We start from the raw sequence: 14,160 nt of genomic DNA on the forward strand, positions 1-14,160 counted from the left end.
GGCCTACCACCATGACGAACATGTTGCAGGACACGCACCACTGCCCTGCATCGTTCGTTGGTTTTTCGTAAAGAAGGTTTCATGTTCCGTTCGCATAGTGGCCATGCACCGGCACGCGTGCCCGTGACCACCCCCAATGCAACGGACCACCATGCAGACCCGACACCTGACGATCGCCGTGGCGATCGCGCTCTCCGCCGCCAGCGCCCATGCCGCCCCCGCCGCCGATACCGGCGCCAGCACCGATGCCGCGCTGAGCGCGCAGACGCTGGATACCGTCTCCGTTATCGGCCAGGGCGAGACCCGCCAGGTGCAGCGCATCACCACCGTCGACAAGCAGGTGCTGCCGCCGGGCACCAGCGGCCAGAAGATCCTCGACCGCCTGCCGGGCGTGTCGGTGCAGTCCAACGACGCCTTCGGTGCCAACGAAGAATCGCAGACCATCAGCCTGCGCGGCTTCGACAAGAGCCGCCTCGGCTATACGCTGGACGGCATTCCGCTGGGTGACAACAGCTACGGCAACTACAACGGCCTGAGCATTGCCCGCGCGATCATCGCCGAGAACCTGGCCGGCGCAGAGTTGTCGCAGGGCATCGGCTCGCTGGGCGTGGCGTCGACGAGCAACCTGGGCGGCACCATCCAGTACTTCTCGATGGACCCGTCCACCGAATTCGGTGGACGCGCCAGCGTCACCGTGGGTGACAACAACCAGCGTCGCGGCTACCTGCGCGTGGATACAGGCGACATCAATGGTTTCTCGGCCTACGTGTCCGGCGTGCACCAGGACCAGGACATGTGGGCCGCGCCGTACCAGAACCAGACCACCCGCCAGTTCAACGCCAAGGCCGTGTGGAATGTCGGCGACCACCGCTTCGGTGCGTTCGTGGCGACCTCGCGCGCCAGCCAGGCCAACTACGCCTACCTGTCCAAGGACATGCTGGCACGTGGCCTGGGCTACGACTGGAACATCTATGCGCCGGACTGGGATCGCGCTGTCGCTGCCGCGTACTGCGCACCGGGCACCTACAACAAGGCACGCTGCAAGTTCAGCGGCGGCGTCAACAGCATCGACGATGCCTACTACCAGAGCCGCGCGCTGCGCGACGACAACCTCTATTCGGTCGATGCCGACCTGCGCCTGGGCGAGCAGGGCCGCCTGAAGCTGCTGGCCTACCACCACGACAACCGTGGCCAGGGCCACTGGTGGGCACCGGGCCAGCCGTCCTACCCGGGTACCGACAAGATGCTGCCGATCTCGATCCGCAGCACCAACTACACGATCAACCGCGATGGCCTGACCGCCGCGCTGTCGTGGACGGTGGGCATCCACGAACTGGAAGCCGGCCTGTGGTACGAGCAGAACGACCATAACGTGTCGCGCAACTTCTACTACATCAGCGGCCCGTTCCTGGACGACCTGTACCTGAAGAACCCGGACCGCCTGCTGTTCAACCAGGACTTCGACATCCGCACGCGCCAGTTCTACGTGCAGGACCGCATGCGCTTCCTGGACCAGCGCCTGACCGTGGATGTCGGTATCAAGAGCCCGAACACCCGCATGCGCGCCACCGCCCAGCCAGGCGTGGAAACCCGCATCGCCTCGGGCACGCTGACCGCCAAGAAGTCGGTGCTGCCGCAGGTGGGCCTGGGCTTCAAGCTCAACGCCAACAACGAGCTGTTCGCTTCGTACGCAGAGAACATCGCCGCCTTCGTCGGTGGCGGCAGCGGTGGCCCGTTGCAGGTGTCGCCGGAATCGTTCGCGGCCAGCGCCGGCCTGGAGCCGGAGAAGTCCAAGAGCCTTGAAGCCGGCTTCCGTACCTTCGGCGAGAAGTACCAGGCCTCGATCGCCGCCTACAACGTGAAGTTCGACAACCGCCTGCTGTCGCTGAACCCGTGCTCGAGCATCGAAGTCGGCACGCGTCCGGAGTGCGTGACGCGCTTCATCAACGTCGGTTCGGTGAAGAGCCACGGTGCGGAGCTGACCTTCATCCTCAAGCCGATCAACGGCCTGCAGTGGTACAACGCGCTGTCCTGGAACAAGACCACCTACGAGGATGACTACACCTCGGGCGGCGCGATCGTGCCGGTGGCCGGCAAGATCACGGTGGATACGCCGCAGCGCATGGCCTCCAGCGAGATCAGCTGGAACCGCGATGGCTTCTTCGCCAGCCTGCGTGCCAAGTACACCGGCAAGCGCTACTACACCTACACCAACGACCAGTCGGTGCCGGGCGTGACCACCTTCGACGCCGGTGCGGGCTACGACTTCGGCCCGGGCCTTGGCCTGCGCAACGTGCGGGTGTCGTTGAACGCGACCAACCTGACCAACAAGCGCTATGCCGGCCAGCTGAGTTCGTTCGCGCCGACCGATCCGAAGGGCACGCGGTATGCGATCCACGCGAGCGCGCCGCGGCAGCTGTTCATGACGGTGGCGGCGGAGTTCTAAGTCAAAAGCGGGCGCTGCGGCGCGTTGATTGTTCCTGCATGGCGCGGGTAGGCAGGCCCATGCAGGACACGCCGTAAACCCATCCATGGGGGCTCGATCGGCGCATCCATGCGCCTCACGGTCCTGCATGGGCCTGCCTACCCCCGCTGGACAGTTCCCCGCGCCGGCGCGGAGGGAATGGAAAGCAAGAGCAACAGCAAAAGCAAAAGCAAAGAGCCGGGCAATGCCCGGCTCTTTGCTTTTCAAGCGCAATCCCTCTGGTGGACCTGCTGCCGCGCCCGCAGGAAATTGTCTGGAGGAGGCGGGGCACCCTGGTCAGGACCGTTGGCGCCATGGATGGCGCCATCGAGCACCATGGAGGGGCTTTTGCGTGTCCTGACCAGGGTGCCCCGCCTCCTCCCAGCCGATAGCAGGCAGGCGCAGGAGGATCCGCCAACGCATTTCATTCCGGCGCCAGCTGGTCCATCCGTATCCGGTTGGCGAACAGCGAAAACGCCAGCATGCCGGCCAGGCCGTTTGCCCGGCTCACCCAGTGCGGCAGCCAGCGCGGCGGCTTCAGCACACCCGCTTCGAACAGCGGCGCGAACGCGATCGCATCGGCCAGGCTCATCTTGCCGGCGAACAACCAGCGGCAGACCTGCAGGCGGTCCTCGGCCAACATGTGGCGGAAGAAGGTATGCACCGACACCAGGCCACGCAGGTACACCGTGTCCTTGGTGAAGGCCAGGCCGCCACTGGGCGGCACGCCGCGGAACACGCGCTGTGCCGAAGCGAAGCTTTCTTCGGCGTTCTGCCCGGCATCGCAGAAGTAGCGGAACACTTCGATGAAATCGGCGCCTTCGCGTGCCATGGCAATCGCTTCGGTACGCAGGCTGATGCGTTTCAGGCGCTCGATGTCGATGCTGCCAGTGATCTGCTCGGCAAACGTCGCCAACCCTTCCTGGGTCGCAGTCACCCGCGGCGAGGACAACGCCAGGCTGGGCAGCACCGGTTGTTCGCGGCCATTCAAGGCGGTCAGCGAATGCACCAGCGCTTCGTGGTGGAACAGCTGCGCGCGGTCGTAGGCACTGAAGCGCGCACTGGTGCGCAGGCGGATGCGGGTCGGTCCGGCAGCGGCCTTGGACACCAGCTCTGGATCGAGCTGCACCTGGATGATGCGCGATTCGAAGAACGCATCCAGGTCATTCTGCAGCTGCAGCTGCAGGGCAATGGCCGAGACCGGCACCTGCTCTTCCGGCGCCAGCAGTTCGTGATCGAGTTCGGCAGCAATCTGGATGAAGTGACGCGCCGCCTCGCGCGTGCTCGGGCCATTGCCTGGCAACGGCTGCTCGGGCGCGCCGAACAACTGCACCGAACAGGTATCGACCGCCGCCGTGCCCAACCCTTCCAGCAGCTGCGCGGCCAGGTCCCAGCTCTGCGCCGACTGGCGCACGTAGTGGCCCAGCGGATGAGTATCATCGCAGTCGGCGGCGATCGCAGCCAATGCGCGGCGCTCCTCGCTGAAATCCAGCCTCGGGTAATCCACCTTCGGCAGCACCGGCTGTCCACGTGCCACGCTGTCCAGGAACGGTGCCTGCAGCGTGGCCGGCCAGCTGGTCAGGCCCAGCAGGCGGATGCCCCCCACGGCCTCGACCAGGCGCGCATCGAGCGCTGCATGGTGGGCCACGTCACGGTCCAGCGTCGCAGTCGGTTCCATGCGCGGACTATAACGCCCTGCCGTGTCCGGCGCCGTGCGCCGCCGCCCGAGCATCGGCTCGGGCGCTACAGGAAATGACTCCGCCGCGGACCCACTGTAGAGCCTAGCCCACGCTCGGCTGCTGTGCTACCGCCGGCGGTTCTTGCTCGCCGGGCGGAACTGCTGGCCCTTGCCCTTCCTGCCGCCACGCTCCTGCGCGGTCTCGGCCTGGCGAACAGCCAGCTTGGCGGCGGCGGCGGCCACTTCTTCCTTCAGCTTGAAGTAGTTCAGCAGTCGGCTCTCTTCGATCTCGCCGGCCTCGATCGCGGCACGTACCGCACAGCCCGGTTCCTGCTGGTGCTTGCAGTCGTTGAAACGGCACTGTGCGGCCAACGCTTCGATATCGGCGAAGCCACCTTCCGACAGCGTCTCTTCACCGGTCGGCTTCAGCTCGCGCATGCCGGGGGTGTCGATCAGGCAGGCGCCCGACGGCAGCGGCATCAGCGCGCGATGGGTGGTGGTGTGTCGTCCGCGCGAATCGTTGGCACGCACCGCGTTGGTCTTCATCCGCTGCTCGCCGAGCAGCGTGTTGGTCAACGTGGACTTGCCGGCACCGGACGAGCCCACCAGCACCACGGTGCGGCCCGGGACCAGCCACGGTTGCAGCACGGCAACGCTGTCGGCATCCAGGCCGTTGATCGCATGCAGCGCGATGCCCTGCATCTCCAGCTCTTCCAGCACCGCCAGCGCATCCTCGCTGTACTCGGTCTGGTCGGCCTTGGTCAGCACCACCACCGGTTCGGCACCGCCACCGCCGACCAGCAGCAGGTAGCGCTCGATGCGGCGCGGATTGAAGTCAGCGTCCAGGCCACAGACGATGAACACCGTATCGATGTTGGCCGCGATCACCTGCTGGTGGTAGTGCTCACCTGCGGCACCACGCTTGATCGCGGTGCGCCGTGGCAGCAGGGCGACGATGCGGATGCCATCGAGCAGCACCCAGTCGCCCACCGCCGGCCGCTCATGGCTGGGGAAGCGGGGGCGCTGCCATTCGGGCAGCGACTCGGCCTTGATCGATGCATCCGGGCCATCGGCCACCACGTAGTGGGTGCGGTGCTGTTCGATCACCCGTGCCGGGCGGGCCTGCGGGTGCGCGGCCATCGCGGCCTGCCAGTCGGCCTGCTGTGGCGGGCCGGGCCAGGGCCAGCCGATGGTCTGCAGGGCGATGAAATCGGGGGTCTGGGTCATCGCCGCCATTCTACCTGTGCCAGCGCCCTGCCAGCCCAGCAGTGACGGGCCCGGAGCCCTTGCCATGCAGTGCAGCAATTCCGGTAGGATGGAAGCCCCATGCCTTTTGACGGCCCAGCTCCCATGTCCACCACCTCGCCCAAGCCCCTGGCCATCCGCGAGCGCCTTTCCGAAGTGCGCTACGAAATCCGCGGAGAACTGGCGCGGCGAGCCCGGGAGCTGGAGGCGCAGGGCCGCAAGCTGATCAAGCTCAACATCGGAAACCCGGGCGCTTTCGGCTTCCGCGCGCCGGAGCACCTGCAACGCGCGATCGCCGACGACATGGGCCGCACCGACCCATACACCCACCAGCAGGGCCTGCCGGTGGCGCGCGAAGCCATCGCCAGCTACTACGCCCGCCGTGGCGCGCCCGATGCGCACCCGGACCGCGTCTTCCTCGGCAACGGCGTCAGCGAGCTGATCGACCTGTCGCTGCGTGCGCTGCTCAACCCGGGCGACGAAGTGCTGGTGCCCTCGCCCGACTACCCGCTGTGGTCGGCTTCGACCATCCTCAACGATGGCCGCCCGGTGTACTACCGCTGCGCGCCGGAGAACGGCTTCCAGCCGGACCCGAGCGAGATCGAGACGCTGGTCTCTTCGCGCACCCGCGCCATCGTGCTGATCAATCCGAACAATCCCAGCGGCGCCAGCTACCCGCGCGAACTGCTGGAGCGCGTGGTGGAAATCGCGCGCCGCCACAACCTGCTGCTGCTGGTCGATGAGATCTACGACCAGATCCTGTACGACGACGCGGTGTTCCAGCCGGTCGCGCCGCTGGCCGGTGATCATCCGTGCCTGACCTTCAGTGGCCTGAGCAAGGTGCACCGCGCCTGCGGCTGGCGTGTGGGCTGGGCCCACCTCAGCGGTGACGATGCCCGCTTGGGCGACTTCCGCGCCGCGCTGGACCTGTTGGGCGCACTGCGCCTGTGCGCCAACGTGCCGGGCCAGTACGCCATCGAGGCGGCGGTGAACGGTCCGGACACCATCTCCGAGCTGTGCACGCCGGGCGGCCGCCTGTATGAAACCCGCCGCGCGGTGATCGAGGCCTGCGAAGCCAGCGAGCACCTGTCACTGGTCGCGCCGGCCGGCGCGCTGTATGCGTTCCCGGCCGTGGTCGGTGCCGCTGCGAAGGGCTTCGACGACCACGATTTCGCGCTGGACCTGATGAACAACGAAGGCGTGCTGGTGGTGCCGGGCTCAAGCTTCAACGTGCCCTACCGCCATCATTTCCGCGTGACCCTGATGCCGGAAGCTTCGGTGATGCGCGATGTGTTCGCCCGCATCGACCGCGTGCTGGCGCGGCGTGCCGAGGATGCGACCAAGGTCGTGCCGCTGAAGCCGCGCCGTTCGGTGGCCTGAGCCGTGGCATTGTCCTACCTGGCGCTGGGCGATTCGTACACCATCGGTGAAGCGGTTGCAGTCGAAGGCCGCTGGCCGCACCAGCTGGCCGCCGCCCTGCGTGCGCAGGGCATCGACCTGTCCAACCCGCAGACCATTGCGACCACCGGCTGGACCACTGACGAGCTCGATGCGGGTATCGACGCGACCGCACCGCAGGGTCCGTTCGATTTCGTCAGCCTGCTGATCGGCGTCAACAACCAGTACCGCGGGCGTCCTCTGGACGAATACCGCAGCCAGTTCCAGGCCCTGCTGCAGCGGGCGATCGGCTTCGCCGGCGGTGATGCCGGCCGCGTGCTGGTGCTGTCCTTCCCCGATTGGGGCGCCACCCCGTTCGGTGCCGGCAGTGGCCGCGACCTGGCCGCGATCGAGATCCAGACCGACGAGTTCAATGCCGCCGCCGAGGTGATCAGTACCCGGCACGGCGTAGCCTTCGTCGACATCACCGACATCAGCCGCGCGCAGGGCGAAGACCCGACGATGATCGCCGAGGACGGCCTGCATCCTTCAGCGCGGATGTACGCGCTGTGGAGCGCGCGCGCGCTGCCGGTTGCCGCGCATCTGCTTGGCGGCACGGACTGAGGCGATGGACGGCACGCCACGGAACGGCCCGCCCCTGCCCTATGCTCCCCTGACGGCCCCGCAGGCCCGCTTGATCGCCGAAGCGTTCCGCCCGGCGCAGGCCTGGGGCAGCCGCCGCGACTACTACTACACCCGCGGCAAGCTCGGCAGCGATCCGCTGTACGACGGCGTGCTGCAGCATCTGCCTGACGACGGACAGCCGGTGCTGGACCTCGGCTGCGGGCTGGGCCTGTTCGCCCATGTACTGCGCCAGCGCGGCGGCACCCAGCGCTACCTGGGCGTGGACGTGGATGCGGGCAAGATCGCCCGCGCGCAACGTGCCGCCGTCGAGCTGCATGACGTGCGCTTCGACTGCGTGGACGTGCAGGCGCCACTGCCGGCGCAGGCCGGGCACGTCCTGCTGCTGGACGTGCTGCAGTACCTGGACGCGGACCCACAGCAGGCACTGCTGCGCGCGGCCAGTGCACGGGTGGCCCCCGGCGGCTGCCTGCTGCTGCGCACGCCGCTGGCCACCGGCGATGGCCGCGACCGCACCACGCGGGTGGCGGACCGGCTGGCCTGGCTGGTCGGCTGGATGGGCACACGCCCGCGCCACTATCCCGATCCACGGGTACTGCAGACAACGCTTGCCGAAGCGGGATTGCAGGTGGCCGCCCCCCGGCCACTGCATGGGCGTACGCCGTTCAACAGCTGGCTGCTGGTAGCGCGGCGCTACCGCATACGTATCAGCCGGTAGGCAGCTGCGCCTTCAAGCCGCGCTCTTCCAACGCCTGCAGCACGCGCTCGATGATCACCAGATTGTGGCCGTGGGCGGCGCCTTCGTGCAGCAGCACGATGGCTCCTGGCCGCAGGTCGGGCAGCAAACGCGCCAGCACGCCCTCCGGCGTGCAGCCGACGCCGTCGTAACCGCGTGCACTCCAGCCCACGCGCACCAGGCCGAGCGCCTTCAACACCGGCGCCACGAACGGGTTGGTCATGCCCACCACCGAGCGATACCAGCGCACCGGATGCCCGCTCAGCGCCTGCAGCGCATGCTGGCAGCCTTCGATCTCGGCCCGCATCGCCGCTGGGCCCAGGCGCCAGAAGCGGGCCTGCGGGTGGCTGAGACTGTGATTGCCGAGATCGTGGCCACGGCGCAGGATCTCGGCCACCAGTTCCGGCTGCGCCAGCGCACGGTCCCCCACCAGGAAGAAGGTCGCACGCGCCTGGTGGCGGTCCAGGAGGTCGAGCACGGCACGGGTTTCCGGGCCGGGGCCGTCATCGATCGTCAGCCAGACACTGTTGCCAGCGTCCGGCACCCGGCTCAATACCGGCGCGTAGAAACGGCTGTTGGGCAGGAATATCGGCACCATGAACAGCGCGTGGCTGGCCACCATCAGCGGCAGGGCCCAGTGCCAGCCTGCCAGTACCCATACCAGGATCACGGCCAACTGCGACGCCACCAGCCAGGGCAGCCAGCGCCAGGGCCGGGTCGGGATGCGATGCAATGTTCCTGCGTTGCTCATCCCCCATGATGCCATGGGGGGTAGAATTGATGATTCGAATTCCCGGAACCCCGACGTCCATGTCCCTCGATCCCGCCCTGCGTTCGCGCATCGAATCCATCCTCAACGCCAACCGCGTCGTGCTGTTCATGAAGGGCCAGCCGTCGATGCCGCAGTGTGGCTTCTCGGCCAAGGCCGTGGGCGCGCTGCAGGACCTCGGTGTCGAGTTCGCCCACGTCAACGTGCTGGCCGACCAGGAAATCCGTGAAGGCATCAAGGCCTACGGCGACTGGCCGACCATCCCGCAGCTGTACATCGACGGCGAACTGGTCGGCGGCAGCGACATCGTGCTGCAGATGGCCGCCAGCGGCGAACTGAGCAGCGTGCTGGGCCTGGCCGCACCGGACCGCACCCCGCCGAGCATCACCGTCACCCCGGCCGCTGTGGAAATGCTCAAGGGCGCGCTGGCCGACGCTCCGGGCGCTGCCCTGCAGCTGACCATCGACGCCGGCTTCCAGCCGAACTTCCAGCTGGCCCCGCATGACGAAGGCGCGATCGCTGCCGAATCCAACGGCCTGCGCGTGCAGTTCGACCTGTCCAGCGCCCGTCGCGCCAACGGCATCACCATCGACTGGGTGGACGACATCCGCGGCAAGGGCCTGGCCATCGACAACCCGAACGCGCCGAAGCCGGTACAGGAAATCAGCGTGCGTGATGCCGATGACATGGTGCGTGCCGGCAACATCACCCTGGTGGACGTGCGCCCGGCCGACGAGCGTGAGATCGCCGCCGTGGGCGTTCCGTTCAAGACCTTCGACGGCAACGGCCGTGCCGAGCTGGAAGCCCTGCCCAAGGACACCGCACTGGCCTTCATGTGCCACCACGGTGGCCGCAGCGCGCAGGCCGCCGAGCAGTTCCGCGCCCTCGGCTTCACCAAGGTGTTCAACGTCACCGGCGGCATCAACGCCTGGTCCGAAGACGTCGACAACGGCGTGCCGAAGTACTGATCGGCACTGAAAAAGGGGACGGAGAGGATTAAGTCGTTTGTGCCATAAACGTCTTAATCCCCTCCGTCCCCATTTTCTTAGCCGGCAAACCCGCCTTCGGCCAGGTAATCCAGCTCTTCCGCCGTGGGCAAGCGACCGAGCACGGCATTGCGATGCGGGAAGCGCCCGAAGCGGCGGATGATGTCGCGGTGCAGTTCGGCGTACTGCAGGTACTCCTTGTCACCCAGCACGTCGAACATCGCCACCGAACGGTCCTGGTCCATCGGATCCTCGGAGTGCTCGAACGGCAGGTAGATGAAGGCGCGCAGCTTCGGTACCAGCTGCAGGTCCAGGCCTTCCTCGATGGCGCGCATGGCGTAGTGCCGGGCCAGGCCATCGGTGGCGTAGGAATGGGCGGTCCCACGGAAGCAGTTGCGCGGGAACTGGTCCAGCAGCAGCATCAGCGCCAATGCCCCTTCGGCACTGCCCAGCCAATGCTCACGCCCGCGCGAAGCGGCGGCGAAATGCTCATCCAGAAACAACTGGCGGAACTGCGCGTCGAACGCATCATCGCGGGCGAACCACTTTGCAGGGCCCGCCTCGTTCCAGAATTCCACCACTTGCGCGGCAACGTCCATTACCTACTCCCAGGCCCGGACGCCCCGCGCCCGGCCTTCATCATCATTCGTCGAAGCGCAGGTGGCGGACCGACTTGCCGTTGCGCCGGATAAGCTTAAGCGCCTCGATACCGATCTGGATATGGTTTTCCACGAACTGGGAGCTGACCTTGGCATCGGAGGCTTCGGTCTTGACCCCATCGGGGATCATCGGCTGGTCCGAGACCAGCAGCAGCGCGCCACTGGGGATGTGGTTGGCGAAGCCGGCGGCGAACACCGTGGCCGTTTCCATGTCGATGGCCATGCAGCGCATCGCCCGCAGCCGCTCCTTGAAGCCCTCGTCGTGTTCCCAGACCCGGCGGTTGGTGGTGTAGACCGTGCCTGTCCAGTAGTCGTGGCCGAGGTCGCGGATCATGGTCGAGACCGCACGCTGCAGGGCAAAGGCCGGCAGGGCCGGGACTTCCGGTGGCAGGTAATCGCCCGAGGTACCCTCGCCACGGATCGCAGCGATCGGCAGCACCAGGTCACCCAGCTGGTTCTTGCGCTTGAGGCCACCGCACTTGCCCAGGAACAGCACCGCCTTGGGCATCACCGCCGACAGCAGGTCCATGATGATCGCGGCATTGGGGCTGCCCATGCCGAAGTTGATCATGGTGATGCCATCGATGGTGGCACTGGCCATCGGCCGGTCCAGGCCGATGACCGGCGCGCCGGTCAGCTCGGAGAACGTATGCAGGTAGCCCCCGAAGTTGGTCAGCAGGATGTGCTGGCCGAACTGGTCCAAGGGCACGCCGGTATACCGGGGCAGCCAGTTGTCGACGATTTCCTGCTTGCTCTTCATGGGCGGTCCGGTACGGCGGGGACCGGGTATTTTCAGCCACCCGGCCGGTGCCGTCGAGCTACCGTCGGCAGGCCTGTGAAGAAGGTCACTTGGCAAGCCCGCCGCCTCCGGGCTAGCGTCGACGGTTGGACCAGGCTGCAAGGGGAACTGCATGGCATCGACGTTGTTGCGCGCCGGGGTGGCCCTGGCGCTGCTTTCATTGAGCACGGCTCCGGCGGTGGGCGCCTCGCGCTTCGTCGCCGATCCCTACCCCAGCACCTACCAGGCCCATCCTGATGCGCCGGTACTGATCCAGAACGCCACGGTGCTGACCGGTACCGGCCGGCGCCTGGACAACGCCGACGTGCTGCTGCGCGACGGCCGCATCGCCGCCGTCGGTCGCCAACTGCAGGCCGATGCCGGTGTCACCCGCATCGATGCGCAGGGCAAGTGGGTCACCCCCGGGCTGATCGACGTGCATTCGCATCTGGGTGTATACCCCAGCCCCGGCGTCGGCGCGCACAGCGACGGCAACGAGATGACCGCACCGGTCACCGCCAACGTCTGGGCCGAACACTCGGTGTGGCCTCAGGACCCAGGCTTCGCCACGGCACTGGCCGGCGGCGTGACCAGCATGCAGGTGCTGCCCGGCTCGGCCAACCTGGTGGGTGGCCGCGGCGTGACCCTGAAGAACGTCCCGGCCATCACCTACCAGGCGATGAAGTTCCCCGGCGCTCCATGGGGCCTGAAGATGGCCTGCGGCGAGAACCCCAAGCGGGTCTATGGCGAAGGCAAGGGCGTGACCCCGGCCACGCGCATGGGCAACGTGGCCGGCTACCGTGCCGCCTTCATCGACGCCGCCGACTACATCGCCAAGAACAAACCCAAGCCGGCCAAGCGCAAGGGATGGTTCGGCAGCGACAAGGGCGACAGCGCCGGGGATGCAGGCGGCAAGCGCGATCTCAAGCTGGACACGCTGGCCGGCGCCATCGAAGGCGACATCCGCGTGCACATCCACTGCTACCGCGCCGACGAGATGGCCACCATGCTCGACCTGGCCAAGGAATTCGGCTTCAAGGTGGCCGCTTTCCACCACGGTGTGGAGGCCTACAAGCTGGCCGACCGGCTGGCCGCCGACGGCGTCTGCGGCGCACTCTGGGCCGACTGGTGGGGCTTCAAGATGGAAGCCTTCGACGGCATTCCCGAGAACATCGCGCTGGTCGACCGGCCGAAGAACAGCTGTGCCATCGTCCATTCCGATTCACCCGAAGGCATCCAGCGCCTGAACCAGGAAGCGGCCAAGGTAATGGCGTCCGCGCGCCGCGCGCGCATGGCGGAGATCACGCCCGAGCACGCCATCACCTGGATGACCGCCAACGCCGCCAAGGCGCTGGGCATCGAGGGCCAGACCGGCACCCTGGAAGCCGGCAAGATGGCCGATGTGGTGGTGTGGAACGGCAACCCCTTCAGTTCGTACGCACTGGCTGAGCAGGTCTTCATCGACGGCCGGCGGCTGTATGACCGCGGCGCGCCGGCGAGCACGCCGCGTTCTGATTTCCAGCTCGGCCAGGAGGTGCGCTGATGGTGGTGCTCAAGCAGTTGACGCAGTCTGCCGCGAAGGGCAGCCGAGCATGGTTCGGCGCTACTGTCATGGTGCTGGCCTGCATCTCCGCATCCGCACAGGCACAGGACCTGCTGGTGCGCAACGCGACGGTGCATACCGCCAGCACGCGCGGCAGCCTGCAGAACGCCGATGTGCTGGTGCAGGGCGGCATCATCCGCGCGGTGGGCAACGGCCTGTCAGCGCCTGCCGGCGCCACCGTGATCGAGGCCAATGGCCGCCCCCTGACGCCGGCGCTGTTCGGCGGTATCACCGAAACCGGCATCGAAGAGGTCTCGGGTGAATCGAGCACGGTGGACAGTTCGTTGAAGCTCGGCGAGCAACCACTGCGTCCGGAATTCGACGTCACCCTCGCCTACAACCCGGCCTCGGTGCTGATTCCGGTCACGCGCCTGGAAGGCATCGGCTTCACTGCGTTGGGCGCTGCCACCGGCGGTGGTTTCGTGGCTGGCCAGGGCGGCGTGATGCGGTTGGACGGCAGCGCCGACCCGATCGGCCCGCGCGCCCTGTTCCTGCGCATCGGCGCGGCAGCCTCCGAACTGACCGGGCATTCACGCGCCGCGCAATGGATGCTGTTGCAGCAGATGATCGACGAAGCACGCGGACAGGTGGCTGCGGACTCGCCGCACGCACTGCTGACCCCGGCCGGGCGCCGCACGCTCAGCCGCTATCTGGCCGGCCAAGGCCGCATCGTGGTGGAGGTCGATCGTGCCTCGGACATCCGCCAGCTGCTGCGCTGGGCCGCGCGCGAGAAGGTGAAGATCGCCATCGCCGGTGCCAGCGAAGCGTGGCAGGTCGCGCCGGAGCTGGCCGCCGCACAGGTGCCGGTGTTCGTCGACGTGCTGGCCAACCTGCCGGCCAGCTTCGACCAGATCGGCGCCACCCTGGAAAATGCCGCACGCCTGCAACGCGCCGGCGTGCCGGTGTCGTTCGTGCAGCGCGGCGACGCCACCCACAACGCGCGCAAGATGCGCCAGCTGGCCGGCAACGCGGTGGCCAACGGTTTGCCGTGGGCCGATGGCCTGGCCGGGCTGACCCGGGTGCCGGCGCAGGCGTTCGGGGTGGCCGACCAGATCGGCAGCATCGAGCCGGGCAAGCGTGCCGACCTGGTGCTGTGGGAGGGCGACCCGCTGGATGTGGCGCACTACGCCGAACAGGTCTGGCTGGGCGGCCGTGCGATGCCGATGCGCTCGCGCCAGACCGAACTGCGCGACCGCTACCTGCAGCGCAACGCGCAGCCCTGA

Annotated in this window: 12 protein-coding genes; 7 read left to right on the forward strand and 5 right to left on the reverse strand. The window is 67.5% G+C overall.

Annotated elements, in window-relative coordinates; all coding sequences use genetic code 11:
• Window positions 1-151: 151 nt before the first annotated feature.
• On the forward strand, window positions 152-2,446 hold the full coding sequence (locus G5A07_RS14385) for a TonB-dependent receptor (protein ID WP_191863484.1): 2,295 nt from the start codon (window positions 152-154) through the stop codon (window positions 2,444-2,446).
• Window positions 2,447-2,888: 442 nt separating this feature from the next.
• Here G5A07_RS14385 and G5A07_RS14390 read toward each other — a convergent pair whose 3' ends face one another.
• Together G5A07_RS14390 and rsgA are read right to left on the reverse strand one after the other, a co-directional pair.
• Complete coding sequence (locus tag G5A07_RS14390; RefSeq protein ID WP_049411678.1) at window positions 2,889-4,142, reverse strand: flavohemoglobin expression-modulating QEGLA motif protein; 1,254 nt, start codon at window positions 4,140-4,142, stop codon at window positions 2,889-2,891.
• Window positions 4,143-4,268: 126 nt separating this feature from the next.
• The gene (rsgA, locus tag G5A07_RS14395; protein WP_099560029.1) at window positions 4,269-5,378 is read right to left on the reverse strand and encodes a ribosome small subunit-dependent GTPase A; all 1,110 of its coding nucleotides are present in this window, start codon (window positions 5,376-5,378) and stop codon (window positions 4,269-4,271) included.
• Window positions 5,379-5,492: 114 nt separating this feature from the next.
• Here rsgA and G5A07_RS14400 point away from each other — a divergent pair, with 114 nt between their 5' ends.
• The 3 genes from G5A07_RS14400 to G5A07_RS14410 are packed head-to-tail and all read left to right on the forward strand — an operon-like array spanning window position 5,493 to window position 8,124.
• The gene (locus tag G5A07_RS14400; RefSeq protein ID WP_010480840.1) at window positions 5,493-6,767 is read left to right on the forward strand and encodes an aminotransferase class I/II-fold pyridoxal phosphate-dependent enzyme; all 1,275 of its coding nucleotides are present in this window, start codon (window positions 5,493-5,495) and stop codon (window positions 6,765-6,767) included.
• Between the two features lie 3 nt (window positions 6,768-6,770).
• A complete protein-coding gene (locus tag G5A07_RS14405) occupies window positions 6,771-7,388 on the forward strand; it encodes an SGNH/GDSL hydrolase family protein (protein WP_191863485.1) in 618 nt (205 codons plus the stop codon).
• Window positions 7,389-7,392: 4 nt separating this feature from the next.
• Window positions 7,393-8,124 (forward strand): class I SAM-dependent methyltransferase, encoded by a 732-nt coding sequence (locus G5A07_RS14410; RefSeq protein ID WP_191863486.1) that lies wholly within the window; start codon window positions 7,393-7,395, stop codon window positions 8,122-8,124.
• On the opposite strand, the gene G5A07_RS14415 is transcribed toward G5A07_RS14410, so the two are convergent.
• On the reverse strand, window positions 8,114-8,893 hold the full coding sequence (locus tag G5A07_RS14415; RefSeq protein ID WP_019336485.1) for a polysaccharide deacetylase family protein: 780 nt from the start codon (window positions 8,891-8,893) through the stop codon (window positions 8,114-8,116). The genes G5A07_RS14410 and G5A07_RS14415 overlap by 11 nt on opposite strands.
• 59 nt (window positions 8,894-8,952) lie before the next feature.
• On the opposite strand from G5A07_RS14415, the gene grxD reads away from it, so the two are divergent.
• Window positions 8,953-9,879, forward strand: a complete 927-nt coding sequence (grxD, locus tag G5A07_RS14420) for a Grx4 family monothiol glutaredoxin (RefSeq protein ID WP_010480849.1) — start codon at window positions 8,953-8,955, stop codon at window positions 9,877-9,879.
• Between the two features lie 77 nt (window positions 9,880-9,956).
• Here the strand turns inward: grxD and G5A07_RS14425 are convergent, their stop codons facing one another.
• Window positions 9,957-10,496, reverse strand: a complete 540-nt coding sequence (locus tag G5A07_RS14425) for a DUF924 family protein (protein ID WP_049411690.1) — start codon at window positions 10,494-10,496, stop codon at window positions 9,957-9,959.
• A 43-nt stretch (window positions 10,497-10,539) separates the two neighbouring features.
• Window positions 10,540-11,316 (reverse strand): AMP nucleosidase, encoded by a 777-nt coding sequence (locus tag G5A07_RS14430; protein WP_010480853.1) that lies wholly within the window; start codon window positions 11,314-11,316, stop codon window positions 10,540-10,542.
• A gap of 151 nt (window positions 11,317-11,467) precedes the next feature.
• Here G5A07_RS14430 and G5A07_RS14435 point away from each other — a divergent pair, with 151 nt between their 5' ends.
• Together G5A07_RS14435 and G5A07_RS14440 are read left to right on the forward strand one after the other, a co-directional pair.
• Window positions 11,468-12,877 carry an amidohydrolase gene (locus tag G5A07_RS14435; protein ID WP_191863487.1) on the forward strand — a complete coding sequence of 470 codons (1,410 nt, stop codon included), beginning with the start codon at window positions 11,468-11,470 and terminating at the stop codon, window positions 12,875-12,877.
• A complete protein-coding gene (locus tag G5A07_RS14440; RefSeq protein WP_191863488.1) occupies window positions 12,877-14,160 on the forward strand; it encodes an amidohydrolase family protein in 1,284 nt (427 codons plus the stop codon). Before G5A07_RS14435 ends, G5A07_RS14440 begins: the two co-directional genes overlap by 1 nt.

It is taken from the genome of Stenotrophomonas sp. AS012628, from assembly GCF_010608305.1.
Taxonomy (GTDB): Bacteria; Pseudomonadota; Gammaproteobacteria; order Xanthomonadales; family Xanthomonadaceae; genus Stenotrophomonas; species Stenotrophomonas geniculata.